Origin of the sequence: Klebsiella sp. (genome assembly GCF_027492335.1) — a bacterium.
GTDB lineage: Bacteria > Pseudomonadota > Gammaproteobacteria > Enterobacterales > Enterobacteriaceae > Klebsiella > Klebsiella huaxiensis.
The window spans coordinates 64671-84477 of the sequence record NZ_JAPUEW010000032.1 but is presented as its reverse complement, the minus strand read 5'-3'; the positions used below and the strand labels follow the sequence as shown (position 1 = coordinate 84477).

Sequence of the window (19807 nt, the reverse complement as noted above, 5' to 3'; positions counted from 1 at the left end):
GGCAGCGGTTTACACGTGCGCTGAAAGGCTACAGGTCACGCAGAGGATTAACTACATAACTTGCTGTAATATCCGGACTAATTCCGCCAGACTCCCCGCCTGCATCTTCTCCATCACTCTTGCCCGATGCACCTCTACCGTACGCACAGCAATGTTCATCATCTCCGCAATCTCCCGGTTCATCAGCCCTTTCACCACCAGCAGAGCCAGTTCACGCTCTTTGGGCGTCAGTTGCTGATAGCTGGCCACAATTTTCTGCCGCAAGAATGCCTCGCCGGAGACCACCAGCGCACGATCCAGTGCGATTTGCAGCGGCTGGGCAGAAACCGGTTTTTGCAGAAAATCCACCGCCCCGCGCTTCATCTGCTCTACCGCCATTGGTACGTCGCCATGCCCGGTCAGAAACACCACCGCCAGCGTACTGTCACGCTGACGTAGCGCCTCATGAACGCCCTGACCGTCAAGCACCGGCATTCGCATATCCAACAGCACCACGCCGGTCTGATAGAGGTCGGCCTGGGCCAGAAATGTTTCCCCCTCTTCCCAGCACAACGCTTCATAACCCAGGCTTTCCAGCAGAAATGCGCATGCGCTGGTGACCGCCAGATCATCATCCAGCAGATGAATTATCGCCATGGCCTCTCTTGTCCTCTTGTTGCGAAAAATTCAGCATGACGGCAATGCCGTTTTGCCCGTCAGGTGCGGCTCGGTTGATGATGTTGATCTCCCCCCGGGCGAAGCGCACCAGACGCTGACAAATCACTAATCCCAGCCCCATTCCCTCTTTCCGACGGGTTTTAAAAGGCTGAAATACCTGACTCAGTTGCGCATCATCAATACCGCCGCCGTTGTCCTGCAAGGTGATACTGACGACACCAGGTTTCCGGACGGCGCTGATCCACAGCATTTTCGCCCCCGCCTGCGCCGCGTTGAGGATCAGATTCGCCAGCACCTGCTCCAGCAGTACCGGCGGCAATACGAGCGTCACTGAACGATCGACATCGCTATTCAGCAGCAGTTGGGGAAATTGCTGCGGCACGCGCAGCCACTGCCAGACATGGTCAATCGCCTGGCGAACGCTAATCTGTTCCCACTCATTCGCCAGAATGGGCTCCCCTTGCGCCTGACTGACCCAGTGGCGCAGATTACGTAACGTATCCGCCCCGCGCTGGGCCTGATGGTCAATATGCTCCAGCGCGGGCAGCAACGGATGCTGCAGATCCTGTTTCTGCAAACGGATCGTACACCCTTGCGCATAATGGCGGATGGCTGACAGCGGTTGATTCAGTTCGTGGGCGAAGCCCGAGGTCATTTCACCCAGGACGCTCATCTGCCTTGCCGTTTCCAGGGCCTGCTCCTGCTCGCGCAACTGCACGGCGTTGCGTTCCAACTGCCTGCCGCGCCGTCGCACCAGCAGCATCACCCAGATATAGTTTAGCGTCAGCAGCAACAGGGACAGCACGGTTCCGCCCACGATGAACCGGTGCTGGATCAGCCAGCTTTTAACATCCAGCCACAGCCGCCGCTGCTGGGGATGCTGCCTGACCTCGCGCAGCAGCGCTTCTACCTGGCTGGTCGAGGCCGACGCGCCCCAGTGAAAAGCGGCATCCTCCGGTGCATTAAACAATGCACGGGTCACCCGATCGGCCAGCGCATCGCTGACTTCGGGAAGCGCCGCAAACGACCAGTCGGGATATAGCGGCGTACTGGTCAGGCAAGGAATGACCGCAGGACGGCGAATAACCGCCACAAAATCAGCTTTATTCACCAGCCCTTCGTCGGCCATTTTTTCCAGCAGGCAGACCGGCACAATCGCCGCCTGCACCACCTGTTCGCGCAGCAGATAGATCAGCGCATCGGCGGGAAAGCCGGTAAAACGCAGATGGAGGTCGCGCTCCGGCCTCAGCCCGGCATCGCTCAGCGCCTTCACTCCCAGCAAATAACCGCCGAAAGCCTGGGGATCGATGGCACCTACCGTCTTGCCGATCAGGTCGCTCGCTGACGAAATACCGCTATTGCGACGCGTTAAAATCACGCTACCTATCACGTTGCCCGTTCCGGGCGATGAGCGTAAAGACGCCAGCCAGCGCAGCGGAGAGTGGCTATTCAACTGCACAAACTGCGCCGGATTAGTCACCACAAACTGCACGGAACCCTTATTCACCGCTTCCTGCATCTGCTGTAGATCCAGCGGCTGAATATGAAACTGCTGATCCGGTAACTGTTGATTGAGTGTGGCTTCCAGCGGCTGCCAGTGGCTGCGGGTAAAAACCTCGCCCCGCATCGCCAGAACGCCGATATTCCATGAGTCCGCCCATGCCTGAGCATTGAGCAGTAATGCCGATGCCAGCAGCGCCAGACGTCGCCGTTTTTTTGCTCTCACCCGATTATCCCTGTTCATTATGTTGTTTTAGATCAACAACCCGCCGGGTATGTGGTTAACCACAATAGAGCTACCCCCGCCACGATTTTTACACTGTAAATCATCAACATTCTTTATTCATCACACGCAAACCAACGACGTGACAAATGTTTAGTTGTTGCCGCGTGAGGGAGAAAAAATGGACAGCAGTAAACGACAGTTTCTGGCGCAGCTGGGCGTTCTCAGCGCCGGCGCGTCTCTGGTTCCGCTGGCGCAGGCGAAATTCCCCTTTTCGCCGGAGCGCCGTGAAGGTTCCCCTCGCCACCGCTACGCGATGCTCGTCGATCTGCGCCGCTGTATCGGTTGTCAGGCCTGCACCGTCAGCTGTGCGATAGAAAATCAGACGCCGCAGGGGGAGTTTCGCACTCACGTCAACCAGTATCAGGTGCAGCTTGATGATGAGGTGACCAACGTTCTGCTCCCGCGACTGTGTAACCACTGTGATAATCCGCCCTGCGTGCCGGTCTGCCCGGTACAGGCCACTTTTCAGCGTGAAGACGGCATTGTGGTGGTGGATAACACCCGCTGCGTGGGCTGCGCCTACTGCGTGCAGGCTTGTCCCTACGATGCACGTTTTATCAATCATGAGACACAGACCGCCGATAAATGCACTTTCTGCGTTCACCGTCTGGAAGCCGGGCTGCTCCCCGCCTGCGTGGAGTCCTGCGTTGGCGGCGCGCGCGTCATCGGTGATATCAACGATCGCCAGAGCCGCATCTCGCAGATGCTCGCCTTGAACCATGACACCATCAAGGTACTGAAGCCGGAAAACGGCACCTTACCCCACGTTTTCTATCTCGGGCTGGATGAGGCGTTTGTGACGCCTCTGATGGGCCATGCTCAACCCGCACTCTGGCAGGAGATCTGAATGACACACACATTGATCATCGAAGAGGTGCTGGCGCGTCCGCAGGAAGTGAGCTGGCTACCGTGGGCGGTGCAGTACTTCTTTTTCATCGGCATTGCCGCCTGCGCCGCGCTCTTTGGCTGCGCGCTCCACTGGCGTAAAAATCAGAACCCGAAGCTGGAAAACCTGACGCTGCTGATCGCCCTGACCTGCGCCATTACCGCCCCGCTGGCGCTGACGGCGGATCTGCATCAGACCGCTCGCTTCTGGCATTTCTACGCCTATCCCACCCCCTGGTCCTGGATGCCCTGGGGCGCGCTGTTCCTGCCGCTGTTCACGTTGTTTTTAGGCTTGTGGTTTGTGGCGCAGTGGGTCAAGCAGCTCTTCAACAAAAGTTACAGTGTCACCAAATGGATTGCTCTTGCCAGTGCCCTCACGGCGGTTGGCCTGCTGGTCTATACAGGGCGTGAAGTTTCTGTGGTTCAGGCACGTCCGGTCTGGTTCAGCTATGCCTTCCCACTGGCGATGTTCTTCAGCGCTCTGCAAACCTTTTTCGCCCTGCTGATTGTGGCAACACGCGATGATTTTCCCCTTCAGAGACGCCTGGCACGGTGGCAGCTCTCGGCGCTGATTCTGCTGGCCGTGGTGGTGGTGATGTGGATCAGCGGCGATACCCTGTCCGGCACCGCGATACGGCAATGGTTGGCGATCTCGTCCTCGGCCCGCCATTACGCACTCGGCTGGCTGACCTTCTGGGTGATTTCGCTGCTCTTTTGCACACAGGCGCTGCGCTGCCCGTTGCGGTTGCCGTTGCGCAGTGTGCTGGTCCTCAGCGCCATGGCGCTGTGCTGGTTAATGCGATGGACGCTGCTGATTCAGGTGCAGACCCTGCCGAAATTTAACGCCCAGTTCAACCCTTACACTCTGCCCGCCGGGACCGATGGCTGGCTGGCTATCCTCGGGACGTTTGGCCTGTGGATAGCGCTGCTTATTATCGTTAGTGAAACCGTGAACGGACTCGCAAGGAGAATGCAACATGGCTAATTTAACCCGTCGTCAGTGGCTTAAAGTCGGCCTTGCCGCAGGCGGAATAGCAACCTTCGCTCTGAGCTATCGTGATGTGGCAAAGCGCGCCATCGACGGCCTGCTTAACGGCACTTCCGGTAAAATCACCCGCGACCGGCTCTTCGGCAATGCCCTGATCCCGGAAGCTAATGCCAATACCGGATGGCGGCAAAATTTACAACAGGTCATCTCGATGACCCAATGTTTCGGCTGCTGGACGCAGTGCGGTGTACGGGTGAGAGTGGATAGCGAGAAAGGCAAAGTGCTGCGCATTGCGGGCAATCCCTATCATCCGCTTTCCCATGAACATCACATCGACTCGGCGGTGCCTTTTTCAGCCGCGATGGAACAGCTGGCAGGTGAAAATGGCCTTGATGGACGCTCAACCGCCTGTGCCCGCGGGGCGACGCTGCTGGAAGGGCTGTACAGCCCGCTGCGTATTCTTGAACCAATGAAACGCATGGGCAAACGCGGCGAGGGGAAATGGCAGCGCATCAGTTTTGAACAGCTGGTAAAAGAGATAGTGGAAGGCGGCGATCTGTTTGGTGAAGGGCACGTTGACGGCCTGCAGGCGATTTATTCCCTGACGACGCCCATCGATCCGCAGCATCCGGGGTTTGGTCCGAAATCCAACCAGCTGCTGGTCACCAATACCAGCGACGACGGGCGCGATACCTTTCTGCGCCGCTTCGCGCTGAACAGTTTCGGCAGCAAAAACTTCGGCGCCCACGGCTCGTACTGCGGACTGGCCTATCGTGCAGGTTCCGGGGCGTTAATGGGCGATCTGGATAAAAACCCGCACGTGAAACCCGACTGGGATAACGTCAAGTTTGCTCTGTTTATGGGGACCTCGCCCGCGCAATCCGGTAACCCGTTTAAACGTCAGGCCAGACAGCTCGCCAGCGCCCGCCTGCGCGATGATTTTCAGTATGTGGTTGTCGCACCGGCACTGCCGCTTACCACGGTGATGGCTGACGATCGCGGACGCTGGCTGCCGGTGATCCCCGGGAGCGATTCGGCGCTGGCAATGGCGATGATTCGCTGGATTATCGAAAACCAGCGTTACAACGCTGACTATCTGGTAATACCGGGCGCGCAGGCAATGCAGCAGGCTGGTGAAAAAAGCTGGAGCAACGCCACCCATCTGGTGATTACCGATGAACTGCCGGAGCTTACCGGGCAGCATTTAACCCTTGCCCACCTGAACGCGAACGCTGCCAGCGAACTGGTGGTGGTCAGTGATAGCGGTGAACTTGTCGCCGCCAGCGACTGCCCCCGCGCAATGCTCTTTGTTACCCGCCAGCTTACGCTTGTCAGTGGACAAACGGTCACGGTCAAAAGCAGCTTTCAGTTGCTGAAAGAGTCGGCTGAAAAGCTTACCCTCGCACAGTACAGCCAGCAGTGCGGCGTTCCGGAGAAGAAAATAGTCGCCCTGGCGCAGGCGTTCACCGCTCACGGACGCCAGGCCGCCGTGATCACCCACGGTGGGATGATGGCCGGGAACGGTTTTTATAACGCCTGGGCGGTGATGATGCTTAACGCGCTGATCGGCAATCTCAGCCTGCAAGGCGGTGTGTTCGTCGGCGGCGGCAAGTTTAACGGCGCGACCGACGGTCCTCGTTACAACATGGAGAGCTTCCCCGGCAAAGTGAAGCCAAAGGGGCTGAGCATCGCGCGCAGTAAAACCGCATATGAGTCCTCGGAAGAGTATCGCAACAAAGTGGTGGCGGGCGTTTCGCCCTTTCCGGCCAAAGCGCCGTGGTATCCGTTCGTTGCCGGGCAGTTGACCGAACTGCTTACCTCCGCGCTGGAGGGTTACCCATATCCGCTGAAGGCGTGGATCTCCAATATGACCAACCCGCTGTACGGCGTTCCGGGACTCCGCGCGGTGGCTGAAGAGAAACTGAAAGATCCGCAACGCCTGCCGCTGTTTGTCGCCATCGATGCCTTTATGAACGAAACCACCGCGCTGGCCGACTATATCGTTCCGGATACTCACAACTTCGAAAGCTGGGGGTTCAGCGCCCCGTGGGCCGGTGTCGCCAGTAAAGCCACTACTGCCCGCTGGCCGATTGTCCCTTCCGCCACCGCCAGAACCGCTGACGGTGAGCCTGTGTCGATGGAGTCATTTTGTATCGCGGTGGCAAAGCGCCTGAATCTACCGGGGTTTGGTGACAACGCCATCACCGATGTTAAGGGTAACCGTCATCCGCTCAACCGGGCCGAAGACTATTACCTGCGTATGGCCGCTAATATTGCGTTTATGGGTAAAGGGCCGGTTGCCGAAGCCAACGCGGAGGATCTTACGCTAAGCGGTGTGCAGCGTATTTTGCCCGTTATTAGCCAGACCCTGAAAGCGGATGAAGTCCGCCGTGTGGCCTTTATCTATTCGCGCGGCGGGCGCTTCGCCCCCGATAAAAGCGGGCGGACTGATGGTCGCGTCGGCAACCAGTGGGAAAAACCGCTGCAAATCTGGAATGCGCAGGTGGCGGCACATCGCCACGCCATCACCGGCGAGCGCTACAGTGGCTGTCCGGCATGGTACCCGGCCAGATTGTCTGACGGACGTTCGGTAGATGAACTTTTTCCAGCGCAGCAGTGGCCGCTAAAACTGATCTCGTTTAAATCCAACACCATGGCCAGCGCCTCGACGGTGATCCCGCGCTTGCATCACCTTAAGCCGACAAACCTGGTGGCGCTGAATCCGCAGGACGGCAACCGTTACGGGGTGAGTCACGGCGACAGAGTCCGTATTTCAACACCCGGCGGCCAGGTCGAAGCCGAAATCAGTCTGTTAAGCGGCGTGATGCCCGGCGTTATTGCCATTGAGCACGGCTATGGGCATCGGGAAATGGGCGCGGCTCAGCACACGCTCGACGGCGAAGCGCTGCCGTTTGCAGCGCAGATAAAATCCGGTATTAACCTTAACGATCTGGGATTTGCCGATCCGACGCGCGAGGTCAGCAACACCTGGCTGGACTGGGTCTCCGGCGCTGCGGTGCGCCAGGGGCTACCGGCGAGGATTGAGCGGGTGTAGCGCTCTTCCTGCGGCAACGTGAGGGGCGCATGTGAGACCGGTACTTTGCTGTTTGTCCTGAAACGTAGAGGGTTTAAACACGGAGGTTTCTGGCCTTCCGTCGATGAACTTCTGGCCGGGTATGATATTGCCGCCATGCCTTTCAGCGCACGCTTGCAGCTGTTTATCGATAAGATCATTGATGCCTTGCGGGCTCGTCCGCTGACGCAGGAAATCCTGGCGATGGAAGTCAGCAGCCCTAATGTACTGACAGAGATCCTCAACGTTTCGCTGGAGCGCTGGGGGCTGGATGTTAAAGTACGGCTGGCGGAAGGCTATCCGGGTGATGTTGAGAAGCTGAATATCATCATTACCACCCTGTTTGCGGGAATACAGTATTTTATGCTGAAGTCGAGAAGCACCCCCACCTTTGGTGGCATCGCCATTCAGGAGGATGAGGGGTGGAAATCGATTAAAGAAAGTCTCAACTGGCTATGCGAAAAAATAATGGATGAACCCGCGCAACGATAACCGATTGGCGCATTGACACCAGAGATTCATTCAGCTTCCAACTGCCCCACCTCCAGTGCCTGCGCGAGGGTCATAAAATTCTGCGGAGTTTCGTCCAGATTTAGCTGCTGTAGCAGATCGTTCAGGTGCTCTCTCATCAGATCCTGGGCATGAGCTGAATCCCCGACCTTCAGCGCGGTAATGATATTGCTGTGCTCGTCACACTGACAGTGGGTGGTTACGTCCTGCTGATATAGCATCACTATCAGCGAACTCAGCACCATTAAATTGTTCAGGATATCGCGCAGCACGTCGTTATCGGCGATCCGCGCCATCAGCTCATGAAACGCGCCCAGCTCATAGACAATGCGCCGTCGGTCCTGAGCGTGCAGCGACTGGTGTTCGTTATGCTGTTGGCTGGCAATCTCTTCGGCGAAAAGCGCCATTTTTTCCGGCGTGATGCAGGAAATAATCGCGCACTCGATGGCATTACGAGCAATAAATACCTCGCGAGCCTGCTTTGCCGTTGGCCGGGCCACCATCGCGCCATAGTTAGGTTCGATAGTGACAATCCCCTGACCCGCCATGCGCTGTAGCGCCGTTTGTACATGATTACGGTTTGCCTGCAGCGCCTCGACGATTTGCGCCTCAATTAAGCGCGTTCCCGGACGTAACTTATGCTGCCCGATAGCCTGGGTGAGCGATTCCACTACCCGGTTAACTTCACGCTGCTTTGGCGTCAGTTTTTCACTCATTACGTTCTCTACCTTGATTTACTCTCTGGCCCAGACTCTTTTTCCACGAAAATAGACTGCCTCAACGGCAGGCAAACGCGCAACAACTTGTGCCGAACAGGCAGCATTTAGCAAAATAAAACTGGCTTCATCGTTCACTTCCGGCCAGGCCATATCGCCGCTGTCGCTAAGCGGCAGGCAATGGCCGGTGGCTATAGCCAGCGCCCGGCTCAGCTCAAACTCCGTACCGCGCGTATACAGCCGCGCCCAATCATGCGCTTTCGCCAGCATACTGGCAGAACCAAACGGCGACCAATGATCGATAACGCTATCGGTGCCGCTTAACAGGCGCACACCGCGTTCGCGTAAATAGGGCAGCGGCATCACGTCCGTGCCCAACGGCAGACAACTCGCCAGCGAAACATCAAGCTCCACCATCCGCCCGGCCAGTTCGCTCAGTTCCGCACGTTCGACTTGCGCCAGGCAGTAGGCGTGACTCAACGTCAGTCTGCCGCGCAGCGTCGGCTCCCGTTCTAGCGCATTCAGTAAATAGCGGATGCAGGCAATGCCGGTCGATTTATCTTCATGCAGGTGGTAATCAATGCCCTTACCCGCTTCAACGGCTAGCGTCAGCGTCGCTTCCAGCGAACGGACCATATCACCATCCACTTTTGACGGATCCAAACCACCGACCCATTCACAGCCCAGCGCCAGCGCTTCACGCATCAGCGACAGCGACCCCGAACGCAGCAGGCCATGCTGCGGAAAGGCCACGATCTCGCACTGCAGCCGCTCTCGCCAGGGGGCCAGCGCCTCCAGCAAATGTCGCAGGCTTTGCAAACCGCTGACCGGCTCGATATTGCAATGACTGCGAACGTACGTCGTGCCCTGCTGCTGTAATAGCTGCAATAGCGCATGCGTGCGCTGCACCGAGGTGGGCAGCAGCGTCGGGAGTATCTCTTGCTCAAGGGCGATCATCGCAAAAATATCCTGCGCTCCGTTCTCCCGCGCCGCACGCCAGGGGCCGCCATAAAAGGTTTTATCCAGATGAATATGTTCATCGCGGGTGGCGGGAAGCATCAGATACCCTTGGGCATCCTGCCATGCGACGCCCGGCAGACGCTGAATTCCGGCATAGATAGCGTGGATCCTACCGTCCACGATATCAAGGGTAAACTCCGCGCATTCGGTGCCCTGCACCACGCCCTGACGGCGGATAAACCCCTGCTCCAGACGGACGTTCGTCAATAAATAGCGTTCACTCATCGGCGTTTCCCCGGCGGCAAAGCGGAAAAGTCGGCGGCACAATCTCCGCCAGCGGCGGATGGTTAACCGTCCGTTCTGGGTAGCTGTCCAGAATATGGCGGAATACATGCTGCGACTGAGCATGCAGTTCTGCGAGATCGTAACCGGCCTGCACCATACGTCCTTCCCAGTAGACCTTGCGGCCGGCCACGATTGTGCCGGTAACATCGCGCCCATTACCACTCAATACCAGCGCGGCGATAGGGTCGAATATCTGGCCCAGCGCGGGCTGATCGAGGTTGACTACCACCATATCCGCCTGGCAGCCCGGCGCGAGCCGCCCCAAATCATCGCGCCCCAGCGCCTGCGCCCCGCCAATTGTCGCCATACGATAATAATCCGCACTGCTGGCGGCGGCGATATCGCCGGTCACCACCCGGCTCAGGATCACGCCGAGATGCATATTGCTGAACATATCCGGCGGGAAGGTATCGGTGCCGAGCGCCATATTGACGCAAGCCGCCTTAAGCTGCGGATACTGTTCGAGATATTTTGCATGACGACCGGAAACCAGCGGACAGGAGACCACCGTCGCCCCGGAATGGGCCAGCCGCGTAATATCCTGCGCAATCCGCTGCGGCGTGGGCTGCGCGCCCCCCAAAAACTGGCCATGCGGCAGCAGCATGTGGCGGTTGAGCAGTCCGGCGTCGTCGAGCACTTCCAACGAGCTCTTGCCCCGGTAGCGACTGGCGATTTCCTGGACTTCCATCTCACTCTGACAGCAATGCAGGCGGGTGGGACAGGCAAGTTCCGCCACCAGCGCCGACAGTTCGTCAAGCCACTGCGGGTCGCCGCCTTCAATTCGGTCCGGTGCCAGCATGCCGCTTAACGTTGGTACGCCGCGCTGGCGCAGGCGCTGGAAAAAACGCTGCGCGTCTTCAAGGCCGCGACGGGCCTGCCCTCTGTCTTCGCGGCGGCTAAAATTCCCTGCGGCATCGGTAACATAATAGCCGGACATAAACGCCGGGCCGAGCCAGGCGCGCGCACCGAGAGACTCAGCAACGTCTGCCGCATAAAGGTACTCGTCGACACCCTCCGCCCATTGGCGGTAGAGGATCGAGGTTATCGGCGCAAAGCTGGTGATCCCGTTGCGTAGCAACTGGCTGTAAGCGTAACGCTTGGCGAAATCGAGCTGTTCGCGGGTATAAAGATCGCGCCGCTGCCAGTCATCGGCGACGATCCGCCCTTTCCGCCAGCCGGGCTGGTTATCGAAAGCCAGCACGGTGGTGTCTAAATCACCCAGCGCATCGAGGTCGATAAAACCGGGGCTAACCAGGCTGTTGCCCGCGTTGATCTCTTCATCGATCAGGCCCGGATAATCGTGGCCAACAAAGAGAATTTTATCACCCTGATAGACCACTTCGCCGTCGGCATACAGGCAATGATCGCCCTCTCGGTAACCCACGACCCAGGCGGCGCGAATACGCGTTGTTGTCTCAGTCATTAGAAAAGGCACTCCCCGTTGTCCGCCACCAGCACGCCGCCTTTAAACACCTTCCGCTCGCGCGGGACCTCCACCAGCGCTTCCACCATACTGCGACCGGGGATCAGCACCAGATCGGCGCGGCAGCCGGGCGTAAGTCCATAATGGTTGAGCGCCATCACCCGCGCGCCGCCGTGGGTAATGCTCTGCGCCGCACGCAAAATCTCGCTATCTTTACGCCAGCGGTAGCGTAGGCCCATCGTGACCGCCCGCTGGATCATGTCGCCGTTGCCATAGGGACTCCAGGTATCGCGTACGCCATCGTTTCCGGCGCAAACCGCCACCCCGGCGGCGTCAAGAAGCTCCCACGGCGGGACAGCAATATCGGCAGGAGCGGTCGTAGCCACGCTGACGCCCAGTTCCGCCATCTCCTCAGCAAAACGCTGCTGGCGGGCGGGCTCCACCATCCCCAGGCAAAAGCCGTGGCTGAGAGTCACCGCGTGCTGTTTCTGATAACGGCGGGTAAATTCCAGAATCAGTTCAAGACTGAATGCCCCCAGTTCGCCGCGTTCGTGCAGGTGAATATCAATTTTTTTATTGTGCCGACAGGCCAGTTCAAAAATGATTTGCAGGTGGCGCTGCGGGTCGCGGTCAAACGAGCACGGATCCAGCCCGCCAACCAGTTCAGCCCCCATTTCCAGCGCGCGGTCCAGCAAGGCTTCGCTGCCGGGGTTTTGCAAAATTCCGCTCTGCGGGAAAGCGACGATTTCAATATCGACCTGCTGCGCTAACCGTCGGCGGGTCTCCAGCACGCCTTCCAGATTCGCCAGGCCAATCTCATTATCAATATCGACATGGGTACGGATAAACGAAGTGCCTGCCGCAATGCCGCGCCGGGCGATCCGCTCGGACTGCACCTGCGCATCAGGTCTCTGTTCATGCCGATAGGCGCGTTCGTTGGCGATAATCGCCGCCAGATCGCGCGGGACGTCATTGCGATACCATTCGCGCCCCAGCAGGGTTTTGTCGAGATGAGCATGTCCATCCACCAGGCCGGGAAAGGCCTGATAGCCGCGACCGTCAATCACGGTAGCGAATTCAGGCGGCGCGAGCGCCTCCGCGCTGGCGACAATTTTCCCGTCCTCAAGCAGCAGGTCAACGGGAGACGAGGAATCAAAAGGCGTGACGTTTTTCAGCAAAATGGCGGTCATTTACGATACCTTCGCTAACGGAATAGAGGTGGAACAGGCCATCACTTCAATCGGGAAGTGACACTCCAGTTGATGATTTTCGCTGAGGCTATGTGCGGGCGGCATTGTCTGGTGACACAGCGGTTTGGCATAGGGACAGCGTGGCGCGAAGGCACAGCCCGGCGGCGGAGACAGCGGGCTGGGCGCTTCACCGCGAATCGGTTCGCGGGCGCTGGCCGGGGCGTCAAACTGCGGAATCGCCGCCATCAGCATGCGCGTATAAGGGTGCGCCGGACGGGCGAAGATCTCTTCGACGCTGCCCTGCTCAACCAGCCTGCCAAGATACATCACTCCAACCCGGTCGGAGATATGCGAAATCACCGCCATATTGTGGCTGATAAAAAAGTAGGTCAGCCCATTCTCCCGTTGCAACTTGCGCATCAGGTTGAGCACCTGCGCCTGTACCGAGACGTCAAGCGCCGAGGTGGGTTCATCGCAAATCAGAAAACCCGGCTGCGTCGCCAGCGCGCGGGCAATAGAGATACGCTGGCGCTGGCCGCCGGAAAACTCATGCGGAAATTTATCCAGATCGCTCGCAGAAAGCCCGACCTGCTCCAGTAGCTCGCCACAGTACGCTCTGGCCTGGCGAGTGGTGCCGACCTTTTTCGCCAGCACCAGCGGTTCGGCCAGCGATCGGGCGATGCGCCAACGCGGGTTGAGGCTAGCGTAGGGGTCCTGGAAGATCATTTGCGTGCCGCTTTGCCCTGTTGCATCGGCCATTTGCCCGCTGCGCCAGGCGTAATTTATCTCGCCGGACGAAGGCTGATAAAGCCCGGCCAGCGCGCGGGCGACGGTCGATTTTCCGCACCCTGATTCGCCCACGATACTGAACGTCTCCCCCTGACGAATCGCGAGGCTAATGCCGCGCACCGCGTGCAGCTCCTTTTTCGCCGCCGGGCGAAAGAGCGAGGTTTTTTTCTCGCGCCCAAGGCTAAAGCGAATATGCAGATCGCGAATGGTCACCACTTCAGGTGGCAGCCCCGATGGCTCGTTCATAACGATTCTCCTTGCGGATGGAAACAGGCCAACTGGGCCTCCTGTCGGTGATGCATCAAGGGCTGCTGCTCACGGCATTGTGCGCTGGCATGCGGGCAGCGGGGATTAAACGCGCAGCCCTGCGGCAGAGCATTGAGGCGCGGCATTGCGCCATCGATTTGCATCAGGTATTCGCGCCTTTCGTTCATTGACGGAATGGACTGAATCAGCCCGCGCGTATAGGGGTGCTGAGGATGGCGAATCACATTGGCGACGGGCCCGGTTTCGACAATGCGCCCAGCGTACATCACCGCCACTCTTGAGCAGACCTCCGCCACCACCCCCATATCGTGCGTAATCAGCATTACTGCCGTTCCGTGCTGTTCGCATAACCGGCGCAGCACGCCCAGGACCTGCGCCTGTACCGACACATCCAGCGCCGTGGTGGGTTCATCGGCAATCACCAGCTGCGGGTCGACGCACAGCGCCAGCGCAATCACCACCCGTTGGCGCATCCCGCCGGAAAGCTGGTGCGGATACTGATCGATGCGCTGACGTGGGCTGTTGATCCCCACTTCCGTTAGCAGCGCGACCGCCCGCTCCCGCGCCTCGTCAGTCGACAAGGGAAGATGGGTACGGATGGTTTCAATTATCTGTTGTCCGATGGTCAGCACCGGGTTCAGGCTGGTAAGCGGGTCCTGAAAGATGCAACTGATCGCTTTACCCCGTAGCTGACGCCGGGCTTCATCGTCCAGATTATCGATACGCTTTTCGGCAAACCAGATTTCACCTGCGCGGATGCGTCCTGGGGTTTGCAGCAATCCGGCGATAGCCGCCCCGGTCAGGGATTTCCCCGCGCCCGATTCGCCCACCATGCCGAGGATCTCTCCCGGCTGCATCGCCAGCGTCAGATCGTGAATCGCCTGCAGGTTGCCTTTGCGGTGCAGGAATTCAATACTCAGATTTTTCACTTCCAGTAACGCCCGTGGAGAAGCCGTCATCGTCGTTCCTCTTAGCGTAGCTTAGGGTTGAGGGCGTTGAGCAGCCAGTCGCCCAGCACGTTAAACGCCAGCGAAAGAATGACCAACAGGGTGGCGGGAAACAGCACAATCCACCATTGCCCGGAAAAGAGATACTGGTTGCCTTCGTTGATAAGCGTACCGAGCGAAGGCTGGTCCGGCGGCATACCGACGCCGAGAAAGGACATCGTGGCTTCGGTAAGAATGGCGACACCAAGGTGCAGCGTCGCCATCACCAGCACCGGACGCATTACGTTAGGCACAATGTGCGCCAACATGATATGCAGGTGGCTGCCGCCGCTTATTTGCGACGCCATCACGTATTCCCGCCCCTTTTCCAGTAAAGTCAGGCTGCGCACCGTGCGGGCGTATTGCATCCAGCCGGTCAGGGCAATCGCGCCAATCAGGATAGCCGGGGCAAAATGGCCGATATACTCTTTTGGGATGGCGACGCGCGCGACACCGCTGACCAGCAGGGTGAACATAATGGTGGGAATACTGAGCATGGCGTCGGCAAAACGCATAATCAGCGTATCCACCACGCCGCCGAAGTAGCCGCTGAGAACTCCAAGCGCGACGCCGAGAGCCACGGAGGCCAGCACGCTCAGGCCCCCGATAATCAGCGAGATATTCAGGCCGTACAGCATCAACGAGAGAATATCCCGCCCCTGCACATCGGTACCCAGCCAGAAGCGTGGTTCGCCGCCGTTCATCCATGCAGGCGGTAATTCTGAGTCCATTAAGTCGAAACCGGCGGTATCAAAAACATTGTGCGGCGCGATCCAATGGCTGAATAAAGAGCACAGTAATATCAGTGCACAGCAGGTAAAGGCGACTACCGCGCTTTTGCTTTGCCAGAATAACCAAAAAAAATCGCTATCAAGAAAAGAGCGCCAGCGCGCCACCAGACGGGTGGTAAATTTTCGCCCCGCCGCCGTATCTGAATAATGATGAGGTTGCATCGAAGCTCCTTATTGCGCGCGCATACGTGGGTCGATCAGGTAATACAGCAGATCGACGATGGTATTGATCACAATAAATATCAGGGCGATAAATAACAGATAGCCAGACAGCACCGGGACATCAACGTAATTAATGGACTGAATTAACAGCAACCCCATTCCCGGCCATTGAAAAACGGTCTCAATAACAATCGCAAAGGCGATCAGCCCACCAATTTGTAAACCAATGACCGTGACTACCGGCAATAATGCATTACGCAGGGCATGACGAAACCAGATGCGGTAATTTTCAATGCCGCGCGCGCGGGCGAATTTAATGTAATCGGCTTTCATCACTTCCAGCATTTCCGTGCGCACCAGACGCATAATGATGGTAATCATTGACAGCGCCAGTGACAGCGACGGCAGCACAATCGAGCGCCAACCGGATGCGGTCAGCAGGCCGCTCGACCAGAAGCCCATTCTGACGGTTTCGCCGCGACCGCTGGAGGGGAACCAGCCCAGCCAGACTGAAAAGACGATAATTAGCATAATGCCTATCAGGAACCACGGCAGCGAGACGCCAATCAGCGAGAGGATCTGCACCCCCTCGCGAAGGATTTTGTTGCGCGTGATGGCAACCCAGACGCCCAGCGGAAAGCCGACGGCCAGCGAAATGACCACCGCGACAAACACCAGTTCCAGGGTTGCCGGCAGGCGTTCCATAATGAGCTGAAATACCGATACCTGGTTGTAATATGAGATGCCGAAATTACCGTGCAGCAAACGGGAAATATAATGTAAAAACTGCACAAATACCGGGTCATTTAACCCCAGACTGGCCCGTAGCTGCATTCGTTCCACTTCCGTGGCGCTTTCCGGTAGCATATTCGCCACCGGGTCGCCAAGATACTGAAACAGAATAAAAGAGATCAGCGCGACACCGGCCAGCAACATCGCTGCCTGAAATAGCTTACGCAATAAAAACAACATTATTGCCTCCGAATTAAAATAATGGTCTGCGCGAATAAATGGGGAGCAACATCGCCCTATTACCTGTACGGGTAGCCCGAGGATATTTACCCCCCAACAATGAATATTCCGCAGACAATTAATTATGGCGTAACGTTACCGTACCAAAGTCGCTGTACGTTATCTGGCGTCTGTTTTAATTGTAGATTTTTATTCATGGCCCACACCACCGGTTCAAAATGCATCGGCAGGAACGGCAGGTCTTTATTGGCAATTGCCACCGCCTGGCTGAGTAAAGCAATACGCTTCGTATTATCGAGTTCACCCACCGACTGGTCGATAAGCTTATCGGCTTCACTATTGCTGTAGCGTGGAATATTAAAGGTGCCCAAGTTTTTACCGTCATTGGTATGCAGTAGCTGCACCGCCACGCTGTAAGGGTCCATGATCGGCAGGTTGGCCCAGCCCAGTACGCCAACATCGGTGCGGCCATTGACCAGGATCGGGTCATAGACGCTGGCCGGATGCACGTTTAGGTTGGTTTTGACGCCAATTTTGGCCCAGAAGCTTTGTACCGCCTGGCACCATTGCGCCGCATTAATATAGGTGCCTTCCGGGCAATCAAAGGCCAGATTAAAGCCGTTTGGGTAGCCCGCTTCGGCCAGCAACGCCTTTGCCTTTTGCGGATCGTAGGCAATATCCGGGCTGCTTGCCGCGTTGTAACCCGGAATATCCGGCGCCAGATAGTTGTTGGTGGGCTTCGTCAGGCCGCGCATCACCTTCTGGGTAATCGCCTCGCGGTTGATAGCCATCAGCAACGCCTGGCGCACGCGCAAATCTTGCAGCGGGTTTTCGGCCTTCTCATTTTTAGCGTTAAGCTTGTCGCGCATATTCAGGCTTAAATAATCCACCCGCAGCGACGGGCTGATCTGCATATTGATCTTTGGATTACTCTGCAGACGCGGAATATCTTGCAGCGGTACCGACGTTACCAGATCGTATTCTCCCGCCAGCAGTCCTGACAGGCGTGTAGCGTCAGAGGTCACCGGCTTAAATACAATCTTATCGATATTGCCGCCGTGGGCCGCATTCCACCAGTTCGGGTTGCGTACCAATACCATTTGCGTATCACGCTGACGGCTTTGCAGAATAAACGGCCCGGTGCCGTTGGTATTGTTGGTGGCATAACCTTCCGTTCCCTGACTGATATCGGTCGGTTTGAGGGCGTTGTGCTCGGTTAGCCACTCTTTATCCATGATCATTACGCCGGTCAGCTCATTCAGCGCAATACCGGTTTTCTTCACCAGATGAATATCAACAGTATATTTATCGATGGCCACCGCGTTTTTAATCGTCGAGGCGTTGGCACGAATGCCCGAGGCAGGATCGGTCACCCTGGCCACCGAGGCCACGACATCGTCGGCGGTAAAATCGTTGCCGTTGTGAAATTTGACGCCCTCACGCAGCTTAAAACGAATCGTCGTATCGCCGGTCTGCTGCCAGCTGGTCGCCAGCCAGGGCTGAATTTGCAGATTATCATCGCGCTGCACCAGCGCTTCATAAATATGATTCTGGAAGGTCAACGCCTTGGTCGAGGCATACGCATCTGGATCCAGCGTCGGGATATCGGCATCGGTCGCCCAACGAACCACATTTTCAGCACTTGCCTGCTGACACATTAGCCCGACCATGCTTCCTACCAGCAGCGATAACACTAATTTTTTCATCATTCACCACTCGAATTGTTTGCTAATAACATTGCTAGCAATTGCAATAACAATGCCATGTTGTCTATTTTTGCTTCGAATCATGCTCAAGGATCCATTCGGCGCTGTCGTTCCAGACGTCCATCATGGTTATTTTCCCGCCCTTTACCTCATAACGGTCAAGGTAGCGATTACCTTCAAACTCGCGGCCGTCCGGCCAGCAGCCATAGAGCGTGCCGGTGCAATAAATCACCGTATGATCGTCGCCTTTAGCCATCCATTCGAAGTCGCCGGGCTGCTTTTTGACCCAGCGATAACGGGCGGCATTAAACGCCGTCACCTCGTGGACGCGGGCCATACGCCGCTTACCGGTAAACGTTATCTGGACGTTTTCCGCCATCAACGCGGCGGCACGATCGGGGTCCGGCGCCATTGAGGCCTCAAGGAACGCTTTTACAATCGCGACGGCCTGTTCATGTATGGTTGTCATCGTACTTCTCCTCAATTAAGTGCACTGCTTCGGTTCAATAAGTCTGTTTACGGTGCAGGCCCTGCTTCGTTATGACGCCTGGGTGAGATAGTGCTCGGCTATTTCCCCCGGCGTGGTGAGCCAGACGTCATCGCACTGCGCAACCAGACGCGCCAGGGTCTGCTTAAGGTGATACAAACGGAATGGTTGGCCGACGATATAAGGATGCAGCGCAATACCCATCACCTGTGGCTGCTGGCAACTACGCTGGTGGAGTTCGCTGAACTGATCTTCAATCATCCGGCAGAATGTCTCGATAGAGACACCATTGGGAATAATGGTTGGGATATCGTTGATTTCTTGCGGATAAGGTACCGAGAGCAACGTACCGCTGGCAGTTTGCATCGGTGTTGGCAGGTCATCATGCGCCCAGTTCAGGTTATAGCGAAATCCCTGCCGATGCAGGAAATCAGGGGTGTGCGGGCTTTCAGAAATCCAGGGAGAGAGCCAACCGGCGACCGGTTTTCCCTGGAATTTACTTAGCCGCTGCTGACAGTAGCCAATCAGGCGCTCTTCATCCGCCGGGGCAAGGTCGCCCTGGCGCTGGGAGTTGGTGTGACCATGGGCAATCAGCTCGCTATCAGATAGCGACAGCCAGCGCTCCAGCAGGTCCGGACAGTAATCGAGGATTGCCGTATTGCTGATAACCGCAGGCGGGATCGCCAATTCATCAAACAGGTCCGCCAGGTGCCAGGCACCGACCCGGTTGCCATAATCCCGCCAGCTGTAGTTAAGAACATCGAGCTGGTTTGCCGCCTGAGAGAGCTTTGCCCCCTCCTGGCAGCCGAACGCAAAGTGCTCAAGATTGATGGCCACATACAGCGCCAGCCGCTTGCCTTCTGGCCAGGTCATCGCGGGGGTATTGGCGGCAGAACGCCAGGGGAAACGCTGATGATAGTCAAGTTCCCAGATGATATCGGGTGTTGGCATGGTAACGCCTCTTGTTCAGGGGGGGTACCTGTCAGCAGCAACATCCATACCAAGATAGCATCATTGCTAGCAATAAATATCAGCGCAAGATGAATTTATATCCATATGGCGAGAGGTGTTATTTTGACTGTTCCTTGTTATTCTGCAAAATGTTGCTTAGGTG

17 protein-coding genes are annotated in these 19807 nt (G+C 57.2%); 4 read left to right on the top strand and 13 right to left on the bottom strand.

The features are described 5' to 3' along the window. Positions 1 to 51 precede the first annotated feature (51 nt). Together ttrR and ttrS are read right to left on the bottom strand one after the other, a co-directional pair. Entirely contained in the window at positions 52 to 636 is a 585-nt protein-coding gene (gene ttrR / locus QVF11_RS09785) for a tetrathionate respiration response regulator TtrR (protein ID WP_287856604.1), read from the bottom strand. Then, complete coding sequence (gene ttrS / locus QVF11_RS09780) at positions 611 to 2401, bottom strand: tetrathionate respiration histidine kinase TtrS (RefSeq protein WP_462660470.1); 1791 nt, start codon at positions 2399 to 2401, stop codon at positions 611 to 613. Before ttrS ends, ttrR begins: the two co-directional genes overlap by 26 nt. Positions 2402 to 2561: 160 nt before the next feature. On the opposite strand from ttrS, the gene ttrB reads away from it, so the two are divergent. From ttrB to QVF11_RS09760, 4 genes are read left to right on the top strand one after another with little or no spacing between them, the layout of a single operon-like run. After that, on the top strand, positions 2562 to 3290 hold the full coding sequence (gene ttrB / locus QVF11_RS09775) for a tetrathionate reductase subunit TtrB (protein ID WP_287856602.1): 729 nt from the start codon (positions 2562 to 2564) through the stop codon (positions 3288 to 3290). Further along, positions 3291 to 4313, top strand: a complete 1023-nt coding sequence (ttrC, locus tag QVF11_RS09770) for a tetrathionate reductase subunit TtrC (RefSeq protein ID WP_287856600.1) — start codon at positions 3291 to 3293, stop codon at positions 4311 to 4313. Continuing rightward, complete coding sequence (ttrA, locus tag QVF11_RS09765; protein WP_287856598.1) at positions 4306 to 7371, top strand: tetrathionate reductase subunit TtrA; 3066 nt, start codon at positions 4306 to 4308, stop codon at positions 7369 to 7371. Before ttrC ends, ttrA begins: the two co-directional genes overlap by 8 nt. Before the next feature lie 18 nt (positions 7372 to 7389). After that, on the top strand, positions 7390 to 7881 hold the full coding sequence (locus QVF11_RS09760) for a hypothetical protein (protein WP_287856596.1): 492 nt from the start codon (positions 7390 to 7392) through the stop codon (positions 7879 to 7881). 26 nt (positions 7882 to 7907) lie between these two features. Here the strand turns inward: QVF11_RS09760 and QVF11_RS09755 are convergent, their stop codons facing one another. From QVF11_RS09755 to QVF11_RS09705, 11 genes are all read right to left on the bottom strand, one after another. Continuing rightward, entirely contained in the window at positions 7908 to 8615 is a 708-nt protein-coding gene (locus QVF11_RS09755) for a GntR family transcriptional regulator (RefSeq protein WP_112214932.1), read from the bottom strand. A gap of 18 nt (positions 8616 to 8633) precedes the next feature. Beyond that, positions 8634 to 9860, bottom strand: a complete 1227-nt coding sequence (locus QVF11_RS09750; protein WP_287856594.1) for an amidohydrolase — start codon at positions 9858 to 9860, stop codon at positions 8634 to 8636. Continuing rightward, positions 9853 to 11343: a chlorohydrolase family protein gene (locus QVF11_RS09745; RefSeq protein ID WP_287856592.1), complete on the bottom strand. Its 1491-nt coding sequence runs from the start codon at positions 11341 to 11343 to the stop codon at positions 9853 to 9855. Before QVF11_RS09745 ends, QVF11_RS09750 begins: the two co-directional genes overlap by 8 nt. Continuing rightward, a complete protein-coding gene (locus QVF11_RS09740) occupies positions 11343 to 12533 on the bottom strand; it encodes an amidohydrolase family protein (protein WP_112214935.1) in 1191 nt (396 codons plus the stop codon). The genes QVF11_RS09745 and QVF11_RS09740 overlap by 1 nt, the downstream gene beginning before the upstream one ends. After that, a complete protein-coding gene (locus tag QVF11_RS09735; RefSeq protein ID WP_287856590.1) occupies positions 12534 to 13568 on the bottom strand; it encodes an ABC transporter ATP-binding protein in 1035 nt (344 codons plus the stop codon). Next, positions 13565 to 14548, bottom strand: coding sequence for an ABC transporter ATP-binding protein (locus QVF11_RS09730; RefSeq protein WP_287856588.1), 984 nt, complete (start codon positions 14546 to 14548; stop codon positions 13565 to 13567). The genes QVF11_RS09735 and QVF11_RS09730 overlap by 4 nt, the downstream gene beginning before the upstream one ends. Positions 14549 to 14559: 11 nt before the next feature. Continuing rightward, the gene (locus tag QVF11_RS09725; protein WP_112214938.1) at positions 14560 to 15528 is read right to left on the bottom strand and encodes an ABC transporter permease; all 969 of its coding nucleotides are present in this window, start codon (positions 15526 to 15528) and stop codon (positions 14560 to 14562) included. Positions 15529 to 15537: 9 nt separating this feature from the next. Continuing rightward, positions 15538 to 16500, bottom strand: a complete 963-nt coding sequence (locus tag QVF11_RS09720) for an ABC transporter permease (protein WP_112214939.1) — start codon at positions 16498 to 16500, stop codon at positions 15538 to 15540. 122 nt (positions 16501 to 16622) lie between these two features. Then, on the bottom strand, positions 16623 to 18206 hold the full coding sequence (locus QVF11_RS09715) for an ABC transporter substrate-binding protein (protein ID WP_112214940.1): 1584 nt from the start codon (positions 18204 to 18206) through the stop codon (positions 16623 to 16625). A gap of 64 nt (positions 18207 to 18270) precedes the next feature. Further along, positions 18271 to 18675, bottom strand: coding sequence for a nuclear transport factor 2 family protein (locus QVF11_RS09710; RefSeq protein ID WP_112214941.1), 405 nt, complete (start codon positions 18673 to 18675; stop codon positions 18271 to 18273). Positions 18676 to 18744: 69 nt separating this feature from the next. Further along, a complete protein-coding gene (locus tag QVF11_RS09705) occupies positions 18745 to 19644 on the bottom strand; it encodes a polysaccharide deacetylase family protein (protein WP_112214942.1) in 900 nt (299 codons plus the stop codon). Positions 19645 to 19807 lie beyond the last annotated feature (163 nt).

Excerpts from the sequence above, each read along its gene's own strand:
- QVF11_RS09750 (WP_287856594.1), bottom strand. The coding sequence starts at position 9,860 with ATGAGTGAACGCTATTTATTGACGAACGTCCGTCTGGAGCAGGGGTTT.
- QVF11_RS09740 (WP_112214935.1), bottom strand. The coding sequence starts at position 12,533 with ATGACCGCCATTTTGCTGAAAAACGTCACGCCTTTTGATTCCTCGTCT.
- ttrC (WP_287856600.1), top strand. The coding sequence starts at position 3,291 with ATGACACACACATTGATCATCGAAGAGGTGCTGGCGCGTCCGCAGGAA.
- QVF11_RS09725 (WP_112214938.1), bottom strand. The coding sequence starts at position 15,528 with ATGCAACCTCATCATTATTCAGATACGGCGGCGGGGCGAAAATTTACC.
- QVF11_RS09755 (WP_112214932.1), bottom strand. The coding sequence starts at position 8,615 with ATGAGTGAAAAACTGACGCCAAAGCAGCGTGAAGTTAACCGGGTAGTG.
- ttrS (WP_462660470.1), bottom strand. The coding sequence starts at position 2,401 with ATGAACAGGGATAATCGGGTGAGAGCAAAAAAACGGCGACGTCTGGCG.
- ttrA (WP_287856598.1), top strand. The coding sequence starts at position 4,306 with ATGGCTAATTTAACCCGTCGTCAGTGGCTTAAAGTCGGCCTTGCCGCA.
- QVF11_RS09705 (WP_112214942.1), bottom strand. The coding sequence starts at position 19,644 with ATGCCAACACCCGATATCATCTGGGAACTTGACTATCATCAGCGTTTC.
- QVF11_RS09745 (WP_287856592.1), bottom strand. The coding sequence starts at position 11,343 with ATGACTGAGACAACAACGCGTATTCGCGCCGCCTGGGTCGTGGGTTAC.
- QVF11_RS09720 (WP_112214939.1), bottom strand. The coding sequence starts at position 16,500 with ATGTTGTTTTTATTGCGTAAGCTATTTCAGGCAGCGATGTTGCTGGCC.
- QVF11_RS09735 (WP_287856590.1), bottom strand. The coding sequence starts at position 13,568 with ATGAACGAGCCATCGGGGCTGCCACCTGAAGTGGTGACCATTCGCGAT.
- QVF11_RS09710 (WP_112214941.1), bottom strand. The coding sequence starts at position 18,675 with ATGACAACCATACATGAACAGGCCGTCGCGATTGTAAAAGCGTTCCTT.
- QVF11_RS09730 (WP_287856588.1), bottom strand. The coding sequence starts at position 14,548 with ATGACGGCTTCTCCACGGGCGTTACTGGAAGTGAAAAATCTGAGTATT.
- ttrR (WP_287856604.1), bottom strand. The coding sequence starts at position 636 with ATGGCGATAATTCATCTGCTGGATGATGATCTGGCGGTCACCAGCGCA.
- QVF11_RS09715 (WP_112214940.1), bottom strand. The coding sequence starts at position 18,206 with ATGAAAAAATTAGTGTTATCGCTGCTGGTAGGAAGCATGGTCGGGCTA.
- ttrB (WP_287856602.1), top strand. The coding sequence starts at position 2,562 with ATGGACAGCAGTAAACGACAGTTTCTGGCGCAGCTGGGCGTTCTCAGC.